This is a genomic window from Gottfriedia solisilvae (genome assembly GCF_002128405.1).
GTDB lineage: Bacteria > Bacillota > Bacilli > Bacillales > Bacillaceae_G > Gottfriedia > Gottfriedia solisilvae.
Map to the genome: position 1 here is coordinate 73,976 of NZ_NETJ01000004.1, position 21,250 is coordinate 95,225.

At 32.8% G+C, this 21,250-nt stretch carries 23 protein-coding genes; 7 read left to right on the forward strand and 16 right to left on the reverse strand.

All coding sequences use genetic code 11. The features are described 5' to 3' along the window. The first annotated feature begins 67 nt into the window (after positions 1-67). Genes CAB05_RS13580 through CAB05_RS13590 form a run of 3 tightly spaced genes read left to right on the forward strand, consistent with a single transcriptional unit; the run spans position 68 to position 2,775 of the window. Positions 68-877 (forward strand): GDSL-type esterase/lipase family protein, encoded by an 810-nt coding sequence (locus tag CAB05_RS13580; protein ID WP_158093270.1) that lies wholly within the window; start codon positions 68-70, stop codon positions 875-877. Continuing rightward, positions 870-1,787, forward strand: a complete 918-nt coding sequence (locus CAB05_RS13585) for an ABC transporter ATP-binding protein (RefSeq protein WP_088000625.1) — start codon at positions 870-872, stop codon at positions 1,785-1,787. Before CAB05_RS13580 ends, CAB05_RS13585 begins: the two co-directional genes overlap by 8 nt. Continuing rightward, positions 1,780-2,775, forward strand: a complete 996-nt coding sequence (locus CAB05_RS13590) for a DUF2705 family protein (RefSeq protein ID WP_142283104.1) — start codon at positions 1,780-1,782, stop codon at positions 2,773-2,775. The genes CAB05_RS13585 and CAB05_RS13590 overlap by 8 nt, the downstream gene beginning before the upstream one ends. A 229-nt stretch (positions 2,776-3,004) precedes the next feature. On the opposite strand, the gene CAB05_RS13595 is transcribed toward CAB05_RS13590, so the two are convergent. The 7 genes from CAB05_RS13595 to CAB05_RS13625 form a co-directional block, all read right to left on the reverse strand. Continuing rightward, the gene (locus tag CAB05_RS13595) at positions 3,005-3,877 is read right to left on the reverse strand and encodes a cation diffusion facilitator family transporter (RefSeq protein WP_088000627.1); all 873 of its coding nucleotides are present in this window, start codon (positions 3,875-3,877) and stop codon (positions 3,005-3,007) included. A 175-nt stretch (positions 3,878-4,052) separates the two neighbouring features. Then, positions 4,053-4,751: a tryptophan 2,3-dioxygenase family protein gene (locus CAB05_RS13600; RefSeq protein WP_088000629.1), complete on the reverse strand. Its 699-nt coding sequence runs from the start codon at positions 4,749-4,751 to the stop codon at positions 4,053-4,055. A 12-nt stretch (positions 4,752-4,763) separates the two neighbouring features. Beyond that, positions 4,764-5,387 (reverse strand): arylformamidase, encoded by a 624-nt coding sequence (kynB, locus tag CAB05_RS13605; RefSeq protein WP_088000631.1) that lies wholly within the window; start codon positions 5,385-5,387, stop codon positions 4,764-4,766. 12 nt (positions 5,388-5,399) lie between these two features. After that, entirely contained in the window at positions 5,400-6,674 is a 1,275-nt protein-coding gene (kynU, locus tag CAB05_RS13610) for a kynureninase (RefSeq protein WP_088000633.1), read from the reverse strand. 177 nt (positions 6,675-6,851) lie between these two features. Continuing rightward, positions 6,852-7,646: a DUF2705 family protein gene (locus CAB05_RS13615; RefSeq protein ID WP_088000635.1), complete on the reverse strand. Its 795-nt coding sequence runs from the start codon at positions 7,644-7,646 to the stop codon at positions 6,852-6,854. 24 nt (positions 7,647-7,670) lie between these two features. Continuing rightward, positions 7,671-8,468 carry a DUF2705 family protein gene (locus CAB05_RS13620; protein WP_088000637.1) on the reverse strand — a complete coding sequence of 266 codons (798 nt, stop codon included), beginning with the start codon at positions 8,466-8,468 and terminating at the stop codon, positions 7,671-7,673. 3 nt (positions 8,469-8,471) lie between these two features. Continuing rightward, positions 8,472-9,359: an ABC transporter ATP-binding protein gene (locus CAB05_RS13625; protein WP_088000639.1), complete on the reverse strand. Its 888-nt coding sequence runs from the start codon at positions 9,357-9,359 to the stop codon at positions 8,472-8,474. A 158-nt stretch (positions 9,360-9,517) separates the two neighbouring features. Here CAB05_RS13625 and CAB05_RS13630 point away from each other — a divergent pair, with 158 nt between their 5' ends. Then, positions 9,518-10,111, forward strand: coding sequence for a TetR/AcrR family transcriptional regulator (locus CAB05_RS13630; RefSeq protein ID WP_088000641.1), 594 nt, complete (start codon positions 9,518-9,520; stop codon positions 10,109-10,111). Positions 10,112-10,517: 406 nt separating this feature from the next. Here CAB05_RS13630 and CAB05_RS13635 read toward each other — a convergent pair whose 3' ends face one another. Continuing rightward, the gene (locus tag CAB05_RS13635; protein ID WP_158093271.1) at positions 10,518-11,468 is read right to left on the reverse strand and encodes an ABC transporter permease; all 951 of its coding nucleotides are present in this window, start codon (positions 11,466-11,468) and stop codon (positions 10,518-10,520) included. After that, a complete protein-coding gene (locus tag CAB05_RS13640; protein WP_088000645.1) occupies positions 11,461-12,378 on the reverse strand; it encodes an ABC transporter ATP-binding protein in 918 nt (305 codons plus the stop codon). The genes CAB05_RS13635 and CAB05_RS13640 overlap by 8 nt, the downstream gene beginning before the upstream one ends. Positions 12,379-12,506: 128 nt before the next feature. Between CAB05_RS13640 and CAB05_RS13645 the strand changes: the two genes are divergently transcribed. Continuing rightward, entirely contained in the window at positions 12,507-12,758 is a 252-nt protein-coding gene (locus CAB05_RS13645; RefSeq protein ID WP_088000647.1) for a transporter suffix domain-containing protein, read from the forward strand. Positions 12,759-12,816: 58 nt separating this feature from the next. On the opposite strand, the gene CAB05_RS13650 is transcribed toward CAB05_RS13645, so the two are convergent. After that, complete coding sequence (locus CAB05_RS13650) at positions 12,817-13,401, reverse strand: LOG family protein (protein WP_088000649.1); 585 nt, start codon at positions 13,399-13,401, stop codon at positions 12,817-12,819. Between the two features lie 99 nt (positions 13,402-13,500). Between CAB05_RS13650 and CAB05_RS13655 the strand changes: the two genes are divergently transcribed. Continuing rightward, positions 13,501-14,487, forward strand: coding sequence for a Gfo/Idh/MocA family protein (locus tag CAB05_RS13655; protein ID WP_088000651.1), 987 nt, complete (start codon positions 13,501-13,503; stop codon positions 14,485-14,487). A gap of 126 nt (positions 14,488-14,613) precedes the next feature. Here CAB05_RS13655 and CAB05_RS13660 read toward each other — a convergent pair whose 3' ends face one another. The 4 genes from CAB05_RS13660 to CAB05_RS22695 form a co-directional block, all read right to left on the reverse strand. Next, a complete protein-coding gene (locus CAB05_RS13660) occupies positions 14,614-15,645 on the reverse strand; it encodes a tetratricopeptide repeat protein (protein ID WP_088000653.1) in 1,032 nt (343 codons plus the stop codon). A 213-nt stretch (positions 15,646-15,858) separates the two neighbouring features. Further along, positions 15,859-16,155: a hypothetical protein gene (locus CAB05_RS13665; protein WP_088000655.1), complete on the reverse strand. Its 297-nt coding sequence runs from the start codon at positions 16,153-16,155 to the stop codon at positions 15,859-15,861. A 121-nt stretch (positions 16,156-16,276) separates the two neighbouring features. Further along, a complete protein-coding gene (gene abc-f / locus CAB05_RS13670) occupies positions 16,277-18,154 on the reverse strand; it encodes a ribosomal protection-like ABC-F family protein (RefSeq protein WP_088000658.1) in 1,878 nt (625 codons plus the stop codon). Positions 18,155-18,266: 112 nt separating this feature from the next. Beyond that, the gene (locus tag CAB05_RS22695; protein ID WP_371870401.1) at positions 18,267-18,428 is read right to left on the reverse strand and encodes an RAxF-45 family protein; all 162 of its coding nucleotides are present in this window, start codon (positions 18,426-18,428) and stop codon (positions 18,267-18,269) included. A 172-nt stretch (positions 18,429-18,600) separates the two neighbouring features. Here CAB05_RS22695 and CAB05_RS13675 point away from each other — a divergent pair, with 172 nt between their 5' ends. After that, positions 18,601-18,972, forward strand: coding sequence for a VOC family protein (locus CAB05_RS13675; RefSeq protein ID WP_088000660.1), 372 nt, complete (start codon positions 18,601-18,603; stop codon positions 18,970-18,972). A gap of 83 nt (positions 18,973-19,055) precedes the next feature. On the opposite strand, the gene map is transcribed toward CAB05_RS13675, so the two are convergent. Both map and CAB05_RS13685 read right to left on the reverse strand, forming a co-directional pair. Next, complete coding sequence (gene map, locus CAB05_RS13680) at positions 19,056-19,802, reverse strand: type I methionyl aminopeptidase (RefSeq protein ID WP_088000662.1); 747 nt, start codon at positions 19,800-19,802, stop codon at positions 19,056-19,058. Between the two features lie 161 nt (positions 19,803-19,963). Next, positions 19,964-21,250 (reverse strand): Ig-like domain-containing protein, encoded by a 1,287-nt coding sequence (locus tag CAB05_RS13685; RefSeq protein WP_088000664.1) that lies wholly within the window; start codon positions 21,248-21,250, stop codon positions 19,964-19,966.

Consider the following 21,250-nt stretch of genomic DNA (forward strand, 5'->3'; position numbering starts at 1 on the left):
ATCTATATTTAATATGGTAATAATGTGATTATATATGAAAAATTTACCTTTTTTGGTGGTGACAAATTTGAAATACAATAAATTCGTTTATTTTATCATGATCAGTTCATTTTTGTGTTTTTTACTTTTAACATTTGGATTTATAAAAGGTGCATACACAGTTTTAAATCCTCAGAAAAGCAAACTGATCGTTAGCCAAGAGAATAGCACAGAACAAAGTATTCATAAAAAAGATTCGATCATGATTGTTTCATTAGGCGATTCGATTACGCGTGGAGTTGGTGATGATGAAGGACAAGGTTATGTAAGAAGAGTAAAAGAAACACTTGAAAAAGACTACAATCAAACTTCAACAATCTCTAATTTAGCAGTAAGTGGCGCAAAAACATCAGATTTAGCTACTCAACTTAATAATAAAAGCGTACAAGAAGCTATTCGTACTGCGGATACAATTATGTTATCAATTGGCGGTAATGATTTATTTCCTGGAGCAGATCAACTAAATCAACAATTCCTAAAATCATATCGACCTGACGAAAAAACATTTCAAAAAAATCTTCAAACGATCTTTCAGCAAATACGGAAACAAAATCAATCTGCTCCTATTTATGCATTAGGTTATTACAACCCTTTCCATAATGTAGAAGGCTTAGATGCCTCTTCAAGCTTTGTTTCAAAATGGAATGAAATATTAGAACAGACTGTACTTCAGCTTGATAATGCATATGTGATTCCTACTTTTGATTTATTTTACAACGAAGAAGAAAAATATTTATACACTGATCACTTCCATCCAAACAAAGCCGGATACATTGAGATGGCAAATCGCTTATCTAAAAAAATAGGAAGCCAGCTTCGAGGTGAGAAAAATGAATAAAGTATTAAAAGTTGAAAATGTTTCAAAAATCATAAAAGGCAAAGTACTAGTTGACCAAATTTCATTCGAAGTAAACGAAGGTGAGGTCTTTGGATTTTTAGGACCTAACGGAGCTGGTAAAACAACGACCATTCGAATGTTAGTTGGGTTAATTTCTCCAACAAAAGGAAAGATTGAGGTTGCTGGCTATCAAGTCAAAACTCACTTCAAAAAAGCGATGGAAGAAATTGGTTGTATTGTTGAAAACCCTGAGCTTTATGGGTACTTAACTGGATGGGAAAATCTAGTACAGTTCGCTAGAATGTTACAGATTACTGACGAACTTAAAATCAACGAAGTAGTAAAACTAGTAAAATTAGATGAAAGAATTCATGAAAAAGTAAGAAATTATTCGCTTGGTATGAAGCAAAGACTTGGAATCGCTCAAGCTTTATTAGGAGATCCAAAGCTGCTTATTTTAGACGAACCAACAAATGGTTTAGACCCGGCTGGCATACGTGAATTAAGAGAATTTATACATATGCTTGTAAAACAACATAATATCAGTGTGTTTATTTCAAGCCACTTACTTAGTGAAATTGAAATGATTTGTGATCGAGTAGGCATTATCAATAAAGGAAAAATGGTCAGAGTATCTACAGTAAAAGAACTTGTAGAAGAAGCTGCAGAACGAGTTGAATGGAAAGTATCTCCTTTAAGTAGTGCACAAGAATTACTGACTAAGGATTCCTCAATTCAAGACCTTGTTCAAAAGGATGATGTTATACAATGTCGCATGTCACCTGAAAAAATCCATGATTATATTCAGCTTTTTATGAATGAATCAATACAAGTAAACGGCGTTCGTACAATGTCCGTAACATTAGAAGATTTATTTATGGAAATGACGGGAGGCGAAGCACTTGGCTGAATTAATAAGACTCGTCTTTAATGAAATTGAAAAAATGGTACGTAAAAAAAGAATACTAGTCATTTTTCTAATACTATCTGTCTTAATTCCGATTTTTGTTTATGCTCAGCTACAGCAAACGCAAGAAACTGTTAAACGATTGGGGACTGATGATTGGAAGGTTGCTCTCCAACAAAAAATTGTTGATCAACAAAACCGTTTGAATTCATCCGGTATTCCTGAAGAATGGAAAAGCTGGTTAAAAGTCCAAATTGATCAAGAACAATACTACTTAGATAATAATATTAATCCTACAACACCTGGTGCTCCTACATTCATTCGAGAGCTAATTGAACAAAGTATCGGATGGTTACTCCTACCTTTACTCGTAATGGTCATTACAATCGATATTGTCTCTGGTGAAAGAAGTGATGGGACAATCAAACTATTACTCACTAGGCCTGTTAAACGATGGAAGGTTTTATTAAGTAAATGTATTTCAATTTATTTATTAATTTCATTTCTAATCGTTTTATACGGATTGATGGCTTTTCTAGTTTCTGGATTTGTATTTAGCTTTAAAGGTTGGACTGTTCCTGTATTGACTGGATTTATCATAAAAAATAACAATTTAATAACTGATTCAGTTCAACTCATACCTCAATGGAAATATGTCATTATGGCATTTGGACTAGCATGGTTTGTCTGCATCATTATTGGAACATTATCGTTTATGGTGTCTGTACTTGTACGAACGACACCTGCAGCGATGGGAATTATGCTTGCGGCTTTAATTACAGGAAGTGTTTTGAGCGGACTTGCAACTTCATGGTCTGGTGCTAAATACTTCTTTAGTGTAAACCTCGGTCTAACTGATTATTTACAAGGTCAATTACCTTCAATAGAAGGACTGAATATGCAATTCTCTCTGATTAATCTATCAGTCTGGGGAATAGCTGCTTTAATCATTGCATTCATTACGTTTATTAAACAAGACATGTTAGGTTAAATAGAAGACCGTCAATCTGGCAATCTTAATGTTTGTAGACGAAGTACAATAACTAAGAGATTCAGACTGATTGAAAACGCATGTCTTTCGAGGCTCAGGAGCAGGATGAGGAGAGGAGTTACCTTTATCGGTAATGAGCACCGCAAGCAGGCGAAGCAACGAAGAAAGCGAGCGTTTGGCGGGCAGTCTGAAGGTGACACGATTTTTAGTGTCACCTTTTCTTATTATGTCACCTAAATTTACTCTTAGGTTCTACATGAATATGTGTATATTGAATACTATGTTGCTCGTGTAAAATCATTTCAATTTGATCAGTAATGCCATGACTTTTGCTTACGTCGATTCCACCATCTACTTCTATGACTACATCTGCTATTGTTGTATTCCCATACATCCTTGCTCTTAAATCGACTACTTTATATACACCCGGTACTTTTTCCACCGTTTCAGTAAACAGCACCATTTCATCTGGATCAAAGCCATCGGTTAATGAATGGGAAGCTTCATAAAAAATCTCCCAAGCTGTTTTGCATATGATTCCACCGACGATGATCGCCACAATTGGATCGATAATTGGATAGCCAAAAGATGCTCCTAATACACCTATTGTCGTTCCAAAGCTGACTAATGCATCTGATAGATTATCCTTTGCAGAAGCTTCAAGTCCTTTACTTTTAGTTTTTTTTGCAATTTTATTATTATAAAAATAAATTCCAATCATAAATATTCCAGAAGCAAAAGCAACAATCGCCGCCATACTATTCGGCGTTTCAAATTCTCCCTTTATTAAAAGTCTTACATTTTCTATAATGACTTGTAAACCTACTGACATCATGATGAAGGAAGCTATTAAAGTCGCAATTTGCTCCGCTCTTGAATGACCATATGGATGATCCAAATCCCTTGGCTTTCTTGCAATTTTAATCCCAATAAACACTGCTAATGATGCACCGATATCCGTCACATTGTTAAGACCATCTGCAAGTAACGCACTTGAATTTGTTCTAAAACTAACAATTACTTTAATCGCAGCTAGAATTAAATAAGCTAGAATACTTAAAAAAGCTGCCGTATCTAGTTGTTTTTGAAGACTTTTATCCATCTAAACACTCCGCTCTACTTTGAAACTTACATCTTAATTTTTCTCATTTATTTATCATTCCCATAAATGATTGTTTCCATCGTTTAGTAACTAGAAAAAATAAAACCAGACTCTATGTAATATATACACATAGAGTCTGGTATGTTTCGTTCATAAAGTCATTGAAGTTAATTTATTAAAGTGGTTTTGGGTTATAGCTAGATCCAGTTAAATCCGTTAAATCACAAACTGCTTGCCATAACTCAGGATAAAATTCAAATCGAACTGCACGCTCTAAAGCTTCAGCAGGTACACCTTTTAAGCTCTTCGTATTCATTCCAATCATTCTTCTAACAAGTTGGATATGCTGTCTGCGGAAAGTTTGGAAGCTTTCATCAAAGGCAGTCAGTTCTTGCATCAGCTGGAATAATTCAAAGTGAGTCGACGCATTTTGATGTAATTGAACTGGTGTAAGTAAGTTTTCATTTAATAAATCTACAAAAGGCTGCCAAAGCGTTGGTCCCAATTTTAAGATTTCATTAAATCCAGGTGAATCCTGACCGCTACCTCTGCCTAATGCTAGACGAATAATATGGTAATCACTTGGACTTACAGCCTTCACCATATCAAAAACTGCCGGTAAATGTTTTAGGTGATTATTAATTCGACCAAGATGATGGATCGCTCTAGTTACTTCCTTTGCACGCATATGTTGATCTGCAGCATGAATTGATTGAATGATTAATTTAAAATGCAACTCAGCAATTTGATGGATTGTTTGAAATGTTAGTTCATCAGGACAAAATAATTCAGCGTCTGGTTTTTGTAAACTTAATAACTCTTCTGTTCGGATGTATTTCTCATAATCAGTTAGTTTCTTTTGCTCTTGTGTCATTTTCATATCCCCCTAAACATATTTACGTAAAACTGCACGAACTGGACTTCCATCTGCATCGGTTAATGGTAAAGGTAACGCAATAAGCTCATAATCACCTTCACTAACACTTCGTAAGTCAATCGACTCTAATATATGGATTCCATTTTCTTGTAGCGCATGATGTGCAACTAATTCCTTACTATCAAGCGGATCTACTGATGGTACATCTATCCCTAATAATTTAATTCCATTTTCTTTTAAAAATTCTGCTACATCTTTTTCGATATGAGGTATTCTCTCTGGGAAAGCGTTATCATTTTTCCATGAATTTGTTTTAATTAATAAACGTTTTACCCCATTCAATGAAAATGCCTCTAAATCTACTTTTTTAATACTTTCAACATCTAGTAATTCAATAACTCTCGCTTCACCTACATAAAGATTTGGATCTAGGTCGATTACCTTTTTACCATTTTCATCAAAATGAAAAGGCGCATCGATATGTGTTCCTGTATGTGTACTTAATGTTAATTTACCAACATTCACTGAACCACTTTCCTCTTTAGTCCAGCTCAGTTCGAATGAGAAATTAGTATCACCGGGCCATACAGGCATTCCGTTTTGTAATCTTCTTGAGATATCAATTAAAGACATTTCATACAACTCCTAAGCAATAATTTCTCGTTCATTTTGGAATTGTTCATATTGCTTTTCCACCATGATTTTCTTTAAAATTTGTACACTATTCCAAATATCAACATAAGAAGTATAGAATGCAATTGGAGCTAGTCTAATAACATTTGGTGCACGAAAATCTGGAACAATTCCTTTCAATTTTAATGCTTTACAAATTCTTGCTGCGTCCTCATGCTCAAGACAAACGTGACCACCACGAGAAACATCGTCGAGTGGATTTCCAATCGTAAATTCAAACTCACTTAATTCTTCGTTAATTAAGTCCATTAAATATGCTGTACTTTTTAATGATTTTTCTCGAACTCTTTCAATTGTCACTTCATTAAATAGTTCAAGTGAACCAGCTAAAGGCGCCATACTTAATATATGTGGTGTTCCAATTTGATAAGCGCCAGCTGTTTGAGAAGGTGAAAACTCATGTTTCATATCAAACTGCTTTTCCTTATCTGAACCAAACCAACCCGTCAATCCAGGCATTTTACCTAAATGTTTTTCATGTACAAATAAACTGCCAACCCCACCTGGTCCACTGTTTAAATATTTATAATTACACCAATATGCAAAATCTACATCCCAATCATGAAACTGATGTGGGATTGCTCCAACTGAATGACAGCCATCAAAACCAATCAATATTCCACGGTCATGTGCTGCTTTTGTTAAGCGCCCTATATCCAGCAATTGACCACTTCGATATAAAACTGTTGGCAAAATGATTAACGCCACTTCTTCAGTCATCTCATTGATAATATCTTCTTCATTAATTGTTCTTCCATCACGGCTCTTCACTTGAATTAAATGTGTTTCCGGATCGAATCCTTTTAACTTTAATTGACTTTGAATCGCATAAATATCAGATGGAAAATTTAATTCATCAGCTAATATTTTCGTTTTATTCCCATTTGGTTGATAAAAAGTTGCAATCAACTGATGTAGATTTGTAGTCGTAGAACCTGTTACGATTACTTCATCTTCTTTTGCTCCAACTAAAGGTCCACTTAAAGCACCTAGTTTTTCTGCAAAATAATACCAAGGGTGCTCCCCTTGCATCCAGCCATCGATGGCTAATGTTTTCCAAGAAGCTAGTAAATCTAGCAAACTTTGCTCTGCTCTTCTTGAAAGAAGTCCAAGAGAATTTCCATCTAAGTAAATTGTATTAGGTTGTAGATAAAATTCATTACGATAGTTAGCTAAAGAATCTTTTTGATCTAGAATCTCAGCGAATTCTTTTGTTGCTTGAAACATCCTCTTTACCTCCTAACAATTAAATGCCTTATATACTAAAGGTATTGTAGTTTGATAACTGATGTCAATATTTTCTGAATATAATTTCTAATAAAAAAATAAGTGTCTAGAACTCTTTGTGTGTTCACAATAGTTCTAGACAACTTCATACAAAATATTATTTGTTAACAGACCATCTTATACATGTAAATCCCGCTTATTATAAAATAAGAAGGTGATAAAAGTTAATGCAATGATCAAAACAAATGAAATTATAACAAATGCTATATCAAATCCCCCACCATACATAATATTTTTCGCTTCAAAATATTTAAATGGTGACAGGTATTTCAAACTGTCTATTTTTTCATTCAAGTCAATTGCAATCGATAAAATAAATGTTAATAAGAGAATTCCTGTAGAGTATGAGGCTGCCTTTTTAGTATTTTTACTTACTGCTGCAATCGCAGTTCCGATGACTAAAAATAATAATTGTAAAATAAACATTCCAACCATTACGATGGCAATATCCCCATTCACTTGTTCACCATTACTATATTTCCCAACAAACAGCACACTTGAAATCCAAGAAACAACATTAAAGATCAATACATTCATTAGAGCACTTAACAATTTATACAATATAACACTTGTTCTAGAAATCGGTTTTACAAATATAAATTCCGCTGTTTTATCACGTTCTTCTTTTGCAATGATACTAGCTCCTAGCATCGCCGCGTGAATTGTTGCCATTAAAAATAAATAGAGTACTAGTAATCCAAAATAACCACTTGCTTTTGATAAATCAAATGCACCCGAACCTACAATTGCTTGAAATGATTTTGGCATTTCGGCAAACAATTCATTTATTTCACCATTAGCCCCAGTAGCCTTATATTTTGCCATCCCACTCGCCAATAAGAAAATAATACCAATACTCCAAAAGATAATAGATTTTCGATAAGCCTTCATTTCTCTAAGAAATATATTCATGTCTACCCTTCCTTTTAAGATCATTTATACCGCGTGTACATCTTTTTTCGTATAAATGAGATAACTAACAATGATTGAAACAAGTATGATTCCGACCGTAACAATTAAATATGCTAATTCGAACTTTGAATTAGCGATAATATACTTTGTATCAAAATATTTAAAAGGTGATAAATAACGTTTAGCCTGACTGCTATCACTAGAAACAACCATGCCGATTACAAAAAATGCGAATACTGTACCTAGTGAAACCGATAGTACTGCTTTTATTTTAGAAAAGATAACTGATATTAAAATACCCAATGTCAAAAATATAAACTGCAGGAAAAATAAAGTGATTGATACTAAAAATAATAATTTACTACTAAAAGCTGCTTCCGAAACTTGCCCCGCCATTATATAAACTGTTGCGAAGTAAAATACATTCGTAATAGCTAATGAAGTGATTCCCGCTAATAGTTTTGACGTTAATACTTTCGTGCGGGTAACTGGCTTTGTTAAAAGAAAATCTGCTGTCTTTTCACGAATTTCCTTTGAAACAATTGATGTTCCTAATACCATTGCTTGAATCGATCCACAAAGGGAGATATATAAAAAGATATAAGAATAGAAACCTAGAATAGATCCAAAACTCTCAAGCTCAAGTCCAAGTGCTTTTCTTACCCCCTCAGGATATCCCTCCAACACTTTTGAAAATTCCAAGTAATCTTTAGAAATTGCAGGAAACATTAATAAAAAGAAGATGACAATCCCCATTAAAGAACTGGTCCAAATAATCGTGGATTTCCGATAAGCCTTTAATTCATGTAAAAATATATTCATAGCTTATTCGTTCTCCTTTTCATAATAATGCATAAATATTTCCTCTAAATCCGGCTCCTCTATCCATAGATTTCTTATATCTATTTCAGCTAGTTTTCTCAATACTGTATTTATATTTCCTTTGAATAAAAAGCTAACTTCTTTACCTTTCACTTCAAGATTATTTACGCCCATCATTTGAAAGAAATTCTGATCGACTATATCAGCAGTTTCCATTTTGAAACGCTTATAATTGTTCTCCTTTAATGTACTAATCTTTTCAACCGTTACAACTCTACCTTCTTTTATAATAGCAACTCGATTACACAATCGCTGAACTTCACTTAAAATATGAGATGAAAATAAAATCGTCGCACCTTTTTTATTTTCTTCCTCCAGTAGCTCAAAAAATCTTTGTTGCATAAGTGGATCTAATCCGCTTGTTGGTTCATCTAAAATAATTAGTTTAGGCTCATGTAAAAGTCCCTGTACGATCCCTACTTTTTTCTTATTCCCTAAAGATAAATCATCAATTTTCTTTGTTAAGTCTAGATCCATTATCTCCGCTAATTCTTTAATTCTTTTCGTGCAGTCTTTTTTATAAAAGCTAGCTGAATATTTTAATAGGTCAATTACCTTCATATTGTCATAATAAAAGACTTCCGACGGTAAATATCCGATTTCTTTTTTTATTTCTGGGGCAAACTCAATACAATCCTTCCCAAAGATTTTAGCACTACCACTCGTTGGGTATATTAGGGACAGTAATGTTCGAATTGTCGTTGACTTCCCAGCACCATTTGGGCCAATAAATCCAAATATTTCGCCCTCTTCTATGGAAAAACTAATATCCGTAATCCCTCTTGAATTCACGTAAACTTTGGTTAGATTGTTAATTTCAATCGCATACATTGTTGCGCCTCCCGCATAGTTTTGTAATATCTAACACTTAATATTACAAAATCAGTATATACCTCTTTTTCTAAAATGAGAATACTTTTTGAAATAATTTTTATAGAATATTTCAAAACATGATACAATAGTAATAGTTATAATTGGAGGTAAACATTTTGGACGGCTATCAAAAAAGAACACAACTAAAAATGGAAAATATTGAACTGAGTACAATAAAATTATTATCTTTACCTATCAATGATATAAAGATTATGGATATTGCAAAATTGGCAAACGTATCTCAGGTAACAATTTACAACTACTATGGAAGTAAGGAAGCATTGCTAAAAGCGGCATTTCTAAGATTAATGGACCAGCAATATGAAGAATATAAAAAGCTTCTTTCAAGTGATATAGCATTTGAAGAAAAGATAAAAGAGATGTTACTAAGAAAGAAAGATGGAATAGATATTGTCAATCTCGAAACATTTACGTCCCTAATTCAAAAGGATGAAGAGCTTCATGCCATTGTATTAGATTTTTCGATGAACAAATCTTTTAAGTTATTACTTGGACTAATAGATGAAGGGCGAACATTAGGTGTCATTCGAAATGAATTCAGTCCGAAAACCCTGCAAATTTATATTCAAGTACTTAGTCAGGCCTTTATGAATATGGATGCGACTACATCTCAATACATTCAGCAAAAAGAAGTAATCGATGAAATTATGAACTTATTCCTATACGGAATGTTAAAACAGGAATCTTAATATAAATTAAATGAATTGGAATGTTCGTTAAAGATAGCGAAATTCTAAGTAAAGAGAAACATAGGCGCTGTAAAATATGAGAAGTATATTTTCACAATTTTAGAGTATGACTTTTAATAAATTGTAGTATTAAGGAAGGTTCTCTTAGAGTCCTCTGATTAACACATAATGATTGGAACGGAAGGTGCTCGACTCCTATGGGAGATGCGGGACAGCTGAGACCCCACAGGCGCGAATGCGCCGAGGAGGCTCGGCGCACGCCCCATGGAAAGCGAGTATCCTGGAGTGGAAATCAACACATTCTTTTTTTAAAAAAATAAAGAGGACCAAATCATATGCGATTTGGTCCTTAAATTATTTATCAAGTACTATTTCGTACCCTTAAACCGAACTCTCTGTTTTTTAATTACACCACATCTCTTTTTTTAAACACTTCTCCCGCACTAACGAGAAATAATGCCGTATAGAGTAGTAACATAAATATTGAAAATCCTATGTGCATGTCATTTACGATATTAATGCCTTGTTCATACACTGTTAAATCTGTGTGCATAAATGGTAAATACTTCGACCAATTTTTTGAGCTTAATAGTGCTGCGATAGGATCTGATGTTGCAAATAACACGATACTAATTAGTAAAGAAATACTACTCGATTTTAAAATTGTTGATAAGAAATAAGCAATTGATACGAATAGTAGGAAAGGTAATAAATTTATTAAATAATTATATACTAGACTCGTAAGAACACTTTGTTCTATTACATGATTATTAGCGTAAGTTAAAACTGGTTGTGCGCTAAAATCAAAACCATTTATAACGCATCCAATTACAAAGGAGTAAATTAGGATTGCTAATGAAAAGATGAAATACAATAATGAAAGAGTTGTAAATTTCGCATAATAGATCATTCTTCTTGTCGAAGGTTTAACTAATAGGAAATTAATTGTTTTCCATTGATGCTCTTTTGACATCATATTACTTGCAAAATATAGTAATAGAATACCGATAAAGTTTGTGATAGACGCACCTTTATTCATAAAGTCTATTACTGAATGTTGTTCATAATGTGAGATATTATGTTGAAGGCGATAATTATTTATCGCTAGTTTCTCTAGTTGCTGATCGGCAGGTTCTGAGATATCTGCAGATTTTAGTTCCTTTTCAATATTTTCATTATCTATCCTTATTTCTTCTTTCCAATCAGCCTCTTTAGAAGCCCCTACTTCCTTTCCAACAAATTCCCATCTTCCAAGTACGATGATTAGAATTAATAAGATCACTAAGGATATGATAAATGACTTTTGAACAAAAATTTTACGACATTCATTGCCAATTAAACGAATAAAATTACTCAATGACATTCCCTCCTGTCAATTGAATGAACAAGTCCTCTAAACTTTCTTTTTTCCGTGAAATATAGAATACTTCTATTCCTCCCAATACTAACTCTTTATTTAAACTAGGGATTTTTTCTTCATCAATTTCAAAAATAATCGTACGCTCGTTAATGATTTCAAATTTGTAATCTTTTTGCTGTAATACAGTTTCTATATCATTTGTTTGATTAACGATAATCTCGATTACTAATCTCCCATTTGCTTTTTCATTCATATCGATTGCTTCAACGAATTGTCCATTTTGGATAATGATTGCCCGATCACAAATTAATTCAATTTCCGATAGTAAATGACTAGATAACAGGATCGCAGTATCTTCAACTTCTGCTATTCTTTTTAAATAATCACGTATTTCTCTTACTCCAGCTGGATCCAAACCATTCGTAGGCTCGTCCAAAATTAAGATAGCTGGATTATGTAACAATGCTTGAGCTATCCCTAACCTTTGCTTCATTCCTAACGAATACGTTGAAAACTTTTTATGAATCGCACTAGAAAGTCCTAGTAAATCGATCACTTCCAACACTCGATCCTTTGTTACACCTTCAAGCATACGTGAAAAATACATTAAATTTTTAAACCCACTATAGAATGGATAAAATGCTGGTGTTTCAATCATTGCACCAACATGCTTTATAGACTCACTAAAGTTTTGGTTAATGGAATTCCCCTTGATGTAAATCTCTCCATCAGATAAGCTCATTAATCCAACGATCATACGCATTGTCGTTGTTTTACCAGATCCATTCGGACCTAGTAATCCTAAAACCTCACCCTTACATAACTCAAAGCTAATGTCCTTTATAATTTCTTTATTCTTAATTGTTTTTTTTACATGACAAAGCTCAAGAACAACTTCTTGTTTCATTTTGACTTCCTCCTACAATTTATCATCAGCACATTCATACTTGTAATGATCAGTAGTAAAAACGATTCTTCTCTTTCAATTCTACTTAAATAATGCTATCCTCAAGATGGAATTGAAAGGAGAACTTTATGAAAAGAATACCATATTACTTAGTATTTGGTTCATTTATTCCTTACTTATTAATATTCGCATTACCATTTTTACCTGTTTCTGGCGGTGTAAAAGCTGGTCTCATTCCAATCCTAGTTATTCTTGGTGAAGTTATGTTTTGGATTGGTGGAATATTAGTTGGCAAAGAAGCCATGGCTGCTTATCGAAAGAAGTTCAATCCAGCAAAATGGTTTAAAAATAAAAATAGAACTGAAAAGAACGAAAACTAAATGGCCCATTGGGAAGAGAATAAACCTCTTACTCAATGAGCCATTTTTGTATAATCGATTATTTACCGTCTAATTGTTTCCATTTATTTTGCATTACAGGTGCAGTGAAATTTCCCATTAAGTCTATTAATTCTGCTGCATCATCAGATACGACGAACAATGATAATGTATTTTCATTCATGAATCCTTCTTTAACCGCATGGTTTAATAAATTTAAAACTGGCGTAAAAAATTCATCTACATTTAATAATCCAATTGGCTTATTATGAATACCAATTTGTGCCCAACAGATGATTTCAAATAGCTCATCAAACGTACCAATTCCACCCGGTAAAGCAATAAATCCATCTGATAATTCATTCATTAATGCTTTACGTTCGTGCATAGATTCAGTTTCAATAAATTCAGATAAACCTTGATGTGCAATTTCACCCTTGAATAATCCGCTTGGCATAATTCCGATCGCATTTCCACCTTGTTTAAGAACTTCGTTTGCAATCTCTGCCATAATCCCTAACTTTGAACCACCATATATTAAATCTATATTTTTTTTAGCAAATATTCTACCTAGTTTTTTTGCTTCCAAACGATAAGAGTCTCTGTTTCCAAGATTAGAACCTGCATACACACAAATTTTTCTCATACATTATCACTTCCTTTGATGTATTTTACTTTATTTTATCATATGTTTCGATTAGGATTGTAAAGATAGAGTTAACAACCTGTTTAGGAGTTGAGTTTAATGAAGTTAGGAACCATTGGTACAAGCTGGATTACAGAAAGTTTTATTGAGGCATCAAAAGATAGTAAGCTTCTTACTTTAGCAGCTGTTTATTCAAGAAATGAAGACTCTGCACAAGCATTTGCAAAGAAACATGAAGCAAGTACATACTTTACAAATATAGAGGAAATGGCAAAAAGCACAAAGATTGAAGTAGTCTATATTGCATCTCCTAATTCATTACATTACGAACAAACAATCATGTTTTTAAAAAATAAAAAACATGTTATCTGTGAAAAACCAATTTTCTCGACAACAAAAGAATTAGATCATGCCTACCAAGTTGCTGAAGAAAATGGCGTATATTTATTTGAAGCAATTCGAAACTACCATTCTCCAAACTTCACAGTATTAAAAGATAATCTAGATAAAATAGGTCAGATTAGAAGTGCTAATCTTCATTATCTACAATATTCATCTCGTTACGATTCATTCTTAAGAGGAGAAAATCCAAATGTATTTTCACCTGAATTTTCTGGTGGAGCACTAGTAGATCTTGGTGTATATCCTCTTTATGTAGCGATTGGATTATTCGGCCAACCTACTAGTGTGGATTATACTCCCGTAAAATTGAGAAATGGTATTGATGGTAGTGGAACTTTAGTGTTGAATTATAAGGATTTCATTTGTAGTATTCAATGCTCTAAAATTTCTCAATCCTATATTCAAAGTGAGATCACTGGCGAAGTTGGCACATTCGTACTCGATAAACCTTCACCAATTTCTAAGATCACACTGATTAACAATAAAACACAAGAAACAACATCATTAGAAGTATCTCAAGTAAAGAATGATATGCTGTATGAAATACAAAATATCACTAAAATCATTCAAAATCATCTAGTTGAAGATTACAAACGTTTAAAAGAGATGAGCTCGATCGTATTAACAATTACAGAAACTGCTCGTAAGCAAAGTGGAATTGTATTCGGTGTAGAAAAAAATTAATTTTTTTCGTACCCTTGAGTTGTTTATAACAAGATTAGCTGATTTCCACACCAGGAATTTATATACAGCAATCTTAAAATACCATCACCCATTAGAGATACTATATTCTCTAAGAGGTGATGGTATTTATTTATTAAGTGATTTTAATAATCTGGCTGCGGTATTTGCAGTCCATTCTTTTTTATATTTGCTCACAATTTCAGTTAGAAGTTTCTCAGCTTCTTTATTCTTCCCATCAGTTATGAACCACCTAGCTTGCATTAAAATGACATCATCATAATACGGTGACTTTTTAAAAAACTCATTTTTCTGGTTAACAAATTCTGTAATATAAGGTCTCACATTCGTCTTTTTATTCATTCTTTGTTCAGATAAAATTAAATAGTATAGAGCGTCATCACTACTGTAATTAGTAGAATCTAAGGTATAACTTAATTTTAATTGTTCTATTGCTTGCTTATAGTTTTTATTCTGAAAATGTTTAAAACCTTTTTCATAAGATTCTACAGATTCTTTCACTACTGTGTCTGGCTTTAAAGAATTTGTTTTAGAGGTTTCTAGTTCTGATTGATTTTCCTGTTGATCAGTTTGTTTAGAGGCTGAGGCTTCCGTCAACTTTTTATTTGCCTCATTAACCTGCATTTCCATTGTTTTATTTTTATCTTCTAAATCCTTTATTTGTGCCTTTAATACATTCACATCTTTACTTGCTTTTTCTGGACGGTTTAAAATATCAATTTTTTTCAAACCAATTCCAATCATACAAAGGATCAAAATACTGATTAAAGAATACATCATTTTTTTAGACATATAATTTCTTTGTTTTTGAACTTTTTCTGAAACAACTAATTGATACTTTTGTTGAATTTGTAAAATCTCACCTGCATATTTTATCTCATCTGGAGCATTTGAAAGAAATAGGCGTGCTTGTTTTTCTTTCTTATTCGTTAGTAGCAATAGTATATATGTTTTATATATTTCAATTGGTACTTGTAAGTCTTTATGAGCATTAAAAATTTCTTGTAAAATGAGTTCAGCACTATCTAAGTTATCTTCTTTAATTAATCTTGTTGCGTGATGATACATTGAATAAATTTCTTTATATTGATCAAGAACTGATTTATTTACAGTCCCTTGAGAGACTTTTTTCCCTATCACATTGACACCTCATTACTTATCCCGTCTGAAAAATAGAGGCAATAAGCTTTTCTAATATATTACAAGTTTAACATATCTATATACTAAACATATGTATAATTTATTGGTTAAAATTTGGTAGCCTGAATTTCCATTATAGTTGTTATTAAGTGAACAAAAATAATAAAAAGCTGATTAATATAATTTATATTAAACAGCTTTTATAGTTTTCAATTATACAAAAACCCAACCAAATCCTGGTATAAAGTACCATCTTCTACCTTGGAAGATGTAAAATCCACCTGACCAATAACCTCCAGGTCCTGGCCACGGATATCCATGTCCACCATGTCCGTGTCCACCTCCATGTCCGCCGTGCCCACCTCCGTGACCACCGTGTCCACCTCCATGTCCACCGTGTCCACCTCCGTGACCGCCGTGTCCACCTCCATGTCCACCGTGTCCACTTCCATGTCCACCGTGTCCCTGACCTGGTGGGCTAGGATAACGTTCATATAAATAGTCGCTCATATGCTCACCTCCAAAATTAGAAAATATATCTTAATATCCTATGATTTAATTTTGGTAATGAGCATGTACTTTGTAATTTGATATTGTCATCTAACTCAAATTTTCATGTTGTCAACAATTGTCAATCACACCAAGCTTCATATTGAACATATAATTCCTGGCATTTTTCTTCTAAGCTTTCTTTTTCCACATGAAGTTCTTGTAGTGTATCAATACTACTTTCTACCATCATTAATTTATTTAACTCACTTATTTTTTGTTCAAATAATGCAATGTCTTTTTCAAGATCATCAATACTTCTTTGTTTTTCTTTCTTAATTGGTTTTACTTCTTTTTGTACTTCCAGTTTTGGGTATTTTTCTTTTTTATTTTTACGTAAACTCATTTTTTCTTTTGCATGCTGATAGTCTTCAATAAATTCATGGATCGCGCCATCAGCTAACCAATAAATCTTAGAAAATAACTTATTAATAAAGTAACGATCATGAGAAACAGATAAAATTGTACCTTTAAATTTTTCAAGTGCATCTTCTAACACTTCTCTTGATTCAATATCCAGATGATTTGTTGGTTCATCCACTACTAATAAATTAATATCCTGATACATGAGTTGAGCTAATCTTAGTCTCATTCGCTCTCCTCCACTTAGCTGGCCAACTTTTCTGTAAACCATATAACCATAAAACAAAAAGCCTGCTAATATATTTCGAGCTTCTCCCTCTGTAACATGGACTTCTTCTCTGAACTCTTCAAGTACTGTATGCTCTGAATTAATTGCCTCATAATGCTGTGATAAGTAACCAATTTTGACATTACTTCCTATTCTCAGTTTTCCTTCATCTACTGAAGCCTCACCAAGTATCATTTTTAATAAGGTCGATTTTCCAGTCCCATTATCACCAACAATAACCGCCCTTTCTCCATAAAATAAAGAAAAGTTAATATCCTTAAACAATACCTTATCCTGAAATGCTTTTGATAATTTCTCAGCAATTACAACATCTTTACCACTTCTACCAGCTTCTTCTAATTGAAATGCCATTTTCTTTTTTTGTAAAATAGGGCGTTTGAGTCTTTCAATTCTTTCTAATGCTTTTTCCATACTTCTTGCGCGTCTATGCAGTCCAGCATTAGGTGGATTAGCCTGATTTGCCCACTCTCTCAACCGTTTAATTGTTTCTTTCATTTTTTGAATTTTCTTTTGTTGTTCTTCATAAGCTTGAAATTCTTTTAATAGTCTCTCTTCTTTTTGAATAACGAATTGTGAGTAATTAGAATGGTAAACTGTTATTTCTCCATCTTCCAATTCCAAAATACTCGTTACAACCTCGTCTAAAAAGTAACGATCATGAGAAATTGTCATAATCGTACCTTCATATTCTTTTAAAAATGCTCCCAACCACTCAATTGCAGATAAATCTAAGTGATTCGTTGGTTCATCAAGCAATAAAAGATCAGGTTTTTGTAATAATACAATTCCTAGTCCAATCTTGGTTTTTTCTCCTCCACTTAAAGAAGCAAATTTCTTTGGTAATAAATCATTAATCCCTAAACCATTAACAATCTTTGAAAGCTCTGCTTCCATTTCATATCCACCATTTAAAGCAAATTTTTCTTGTAATACCCCATAGTTACTTAGCAATTGATTAAGTGAACGATCATCTGATATATTTGCCATCTCGATTTCTAGTTGTTTCATGTTATGTTCAATTTTTCTTAGGTCCTCAAACACTGTTAATAACACATCACGACTTGTCATTTCTTCTGGGAAAGAAGGGATTTGAGCTAAATAACCGGCCTTTAATCCTTTCTTAAAATGAATAGTCCCGCTATCTGGCGCTTCAATTCCTGTTAACAGTTTAAATATACTTGTTTTTCCGCTACCGTTCGCACCAACTAGCCCCACTCGACTACCTTGGTTTATTTGAAAAGATAAATCTGTAAAAAGTGTATTTCCTCCAAACATTTTTGAAATTTTTTCTATACTACATGCAATCATTATGATTCTCCATTCTATTCACCGTACAAATTCCATAGAAAAAAGCCATGGATCAATAAACTCATCCATGGCTCTCAATAATGATTCATTAAAGTGCGATCACACATTTAACTTATTTTATGAAGTCGTAGGAAAGAGTACGTTTCTTTATTTGAGTTGATAATTTGTTAAAAAAGGACACACGTATCCCGTTAACAGTTAAAAACGCAAATTTCGCACGACAAAAATATAAAAATTCTACCATTTGCGCGCACACCATTTGAAAACGTAACATCTTTCCTACACCTCCTTTTCGTCCTAAATTTATCTAAATTATAAAATAACTTAGCATATTGTACAATACTTAATTTATTTGGATATACTGATTTTGTGCATTAGTATTTACATAACTTTGAAAATTAACCAAAGAAATTGATAAAACTAGATAATTAATGAGGAGAAATGAAATGAAAAAATTATTACCGCATATTTATATTGAGAATTGTAAAGAAGTAATTGAATACTATCAGCAAGTTTTTGGTGGAGAAATTAAAAATACGCAAACAGGTGATGGAATAGAGATGTTCAAAGGCCATGAAGGAAAATACATTCATGCTGAACTCCATATAAATGAAGATTGCGTTATGTATTTTGCAGATGTTTTTACTCCTCTAACAAAAGGAAATAATATTTGGACTATGCTTGAAATGAGTTCTGAGGAAGAGATTCATTCTATTTATCAAACATTATCAAGAGATGGTGAAATTAAAATGGAACTTCAAGATACATTCTGGGGTGCTAGATATGCAGTTGTAACAGATCAATTCGGATTAACTTAGGAGTTAAATTTAAGTAAAGTACATGCCCCAGAATGATAAATAAAAAAAGCGAAAACCTACGATTAGGTTTTCGCTTTTTTGTTTTAAAGTTGTGTTAATATAATTGGTTCACCTTTTGTAACAACAATTGTATGCTCACATTGTGCCACTAAACTTTTATCAGGTGTTACAAATGTCCAGCCGTCACCTGATTCAATAATATGGTCAGCGTTTGCTGATACGAATGGCTCAACTGCTAACACTAATCCGTCTTTCAGTAATGCCCCGTCCATTGGATCAAAATAATTTAAAATATGCTGTGGTTTTTCGTGAAGACTTTTACCAATTCCATGCCCAGTTAAGTTTTCAATGACATTAAATCCGTTTTTACTTGCCTCATTAAATACAGCTCGGCCAATTTGATTTTGTTTAGATCCTGCCTTTGTTTTTTTCATTGCTGCCCAAAATGCATCTTCTGCAGCTTTACAAAGTTTTTCCTTTAAAAGATCACCTTTTCCAATCACAAATGAAATTCCAGTATCAGCATAAAATCCATCTAATGCTGCTGATACATCAATATTCACTAAGTCACCTTCCTTAAGTACGCGATCACTCGGAATACCATGAGCAACTTCTTCATTAACACTGATACAAGTAGTTCCTGGAAAATCATATTCTTTTTGAGGTGCTGAAGTTGCACCATGTTCATCTAATACTTTTTTGCCAATTTCATCTAGTTCTTTAGTAGTCATTCCTGCCTTCGCTTTTTCTTTCATCTCTTCTCTAGCTAAAGCAACAATGCGGCCGATTTTTCGTAAAGCTTCTAGTTCTTGTTCATTATTTATAATCATTATATTTTTACTCCTGATTCGTTATTGAAATTCGTCTATCTATATATTATGCCATAATATTACTATGTTATAGTTTTTTAAATACTTATACAATGTATTTCTTTAAATAAGCAAAAAAAAGAGGAGACCCATTTTTTTGTGGTATCCTCTATGTTATTTGATTAGTTTTTTAAAATTGTTACCGTTACAGGTGTACTTGAGTTGTTTGCACTGTCTAATTGAGAAGCAATAAAATAGACATTTCCAGATTGTAAAGTAGTTAGATTAAGATTCGTTGTAAACGTACCTTGTTCATTTACTATTACAGTATTGCTTACGGTCGTTTTACCATCAGTTACGAATATTTTAATGATAGAACCAATTTCACCCTTGCCAGAAACTGTATAGTTCGCCACGTTTTCCTGTTTAATTGAATCTAAAGCATTTAGTTCAGGAGCATTTGGTCCATTTGTATCTTTCATAAATTTTGTTACTGATTCTACACTCGTATTACCAGCAGTACTTGTTTGAATAGCTGTAACAGTGATTTCTCCACTTTGAAGGTCAGTTGTTTCGATCTCTACTTCAAAAGATCCATTTGCATCAACTTCACCAATTGAACTAACGTCTATAATACCGTCACTTAAAACAACTTCAATTTCAGAGCCAGCTTTTCCTAAGCCTTTTACTTTATAAGTTGTTTGATCTGTATTCGCAGTAATATTTGATGCCTGGAATAATGTTGGCTTATTAGGCGATTTTGTTTCTTTCGTTACATTTACTGCTACATTTTCTGTGTTTCCTGCTTTATCCACTTGTTTTGCTTGAATAGCTACTTTACCTTCAGCAAATTTTTGTACATTCACATTTAATGAATAATTTCCAAATTCATCAACAATCGTTTTTCCACTTACAATTTGCTTTCCACTTTGTAATGTAATATATACCGTCGCTTTTGGGTCACCCGTTCCAGAAACAGGAAAATCGCTTACATTATATGAATTGATAAAACCTTCGTTCTCAACTGTCAATTCTTCTAAAAATGTATCTTTTAAAATAGATACATTTTTCACTTTTCCTTTGTTACCACTCGCATCAACATTATATACAGAAAGTTTAAGTGCTCCATCTTTTAATTTTTGTGTATTAAGGAACGATTTAAAATTTCCTTTCTCATCTGTTTTCGCTTCAAAAGTAATTTGGTTATCCATACTCTTTAATTGTCCAACTACTTTTGATTTTGGTTCTGCTACCCCTTTAACCTCAAACTTCTTTTGATTAAGTTTATTAATCGTTTTTTGAACATAAACCTTCGGGATTGCAGGTGCTTTCGTATCATTTACAGCTGAATGTTTTGCTTTAAATGCTGTATGTGAAACACTAACCTCAGCATGAGCAAATCCAACCGTATATATCGCAAAGCTTGTTGCAAGCACACTACTAACTAATACTTTTTTAAAAGTTTTCAT

Coding starts and splice junctions, on each gene's coding strand:
- CAB05_RS13585 (WP_088000625.1), top strand. CDS start 870: ATGAATAAAGTATTAAAAGTTGAAAATGTTTCAAAAATCATAAAAGGC.
- CAB05_RS13595 (WP_088000627.1), bottom strand. CDS start 3,877: ATGGATAAAAGTCTTCAAAAACAACTAGATACGGCAGCTTTTTTAAGT.
- CAB05_RS13600 (WP_088000629.1), bottom strand. CDS start 4,751: ATGACACAAGAGCAAAAGAAACTAACTGATTATGAGAAATACATCCGA.
- kynB (WP_088000631.1), bottom strand. CDS start 5,387: ATGTCTTTAATTGATATCTCAAGAAGATTACAAAACGGAATGCCTGTA.
- kynU (WP_088000633.1), bottom strand. CDS start 6,674: ATGTTTCAAGCAACAAAAGAATTCGCTGAGATTCTAGATCAAAAAGAT.
- CAB05_RS13615 (WP_088000635.1), bottom strand. CDS start 7,646: ATGAATATATTTCTTAGAGAAATGAAGGCTTATCGAAAATCTATTATC.
- CAB05_RS13620 (WP_088000637.1), bottom strand. CDS start 8,468: ATGAATATATTTTTACATGAATTAAAGGCTTATCGGAAATCCACGATT.
- CAB05_RS13625 (WP_088000639.1), bottom strand. CDS start 9,359: ATGTATGCGATTGAAATTAACAATCTAACCAAAGTTTACGTGAATTCA.
- CAB05_RS13640 (WP_088000645.1), bottom strand. CDS start 12,378: ATGAAACAAGAAGTTGTTCTTGAGCTTTGTCATGTAAAAAAAACAATT.
- CAB05_RS13645 (WP_088000647.1), top strand. CDS start 12,507: ATGAAAAGAATACCATATTACTTAGTATTTGGTTCATTTATTCCTTAC.
- CAB05_RS13650 (WP_088000649.1), bottom strand. CDS start 13,401: ATGAGAAAAATTTGTGTGTATGCAGGTTCTAATCTTGGAAACAGAGAC.
- CAB05_RS13655 (WP_088000651.1), top strand. CDS start 13,501: ATGAAGTTAGGAACCATTGGTACAAGCTGGATTACAGAAAGTTTTATT.
- CAB05_RS13665 (WP_088000655.1), bottom strand. CDS start 16,155: ATGAGCGACTATTTATATGAACGTTATCCTAGCCCACCAGGTCAGGGA.
- abc-f (WP_088000658.1), bottom strand. CDS start 18,154: ATGATTGCATGTAGTATAGAAAAAATTTCAAAAATGTTTGGAGGAAAT.
- CAB05_RS22695 (WP_371870401.1), bottom strand. CDS start 18,428: ATGTTACGTTTTCAAATGGTGTGCGCGCAAATGGTAGAATTTTTATAT.
- CAB05_RS13675 (WP_088000660.1), top strand. CDS start 18,601: ATGAAAAAATTATTACCGCATATTTATATTGAGAATTGTAAAGAAGTA.
- map (WP_088000662.1), bottom strand. CDS start 19,802: ATGATTATAAATAATGAACAAGAACTAGAAGCTTTACGAAAAATCGGC.
- CAB05_RS13685 (WP_088000664.1), bottom strand. CDS start 21,250: ATGAAAACTTTTAAAAAAGTATTAGTTAGTAGTGTGCTTGCAACAAGC.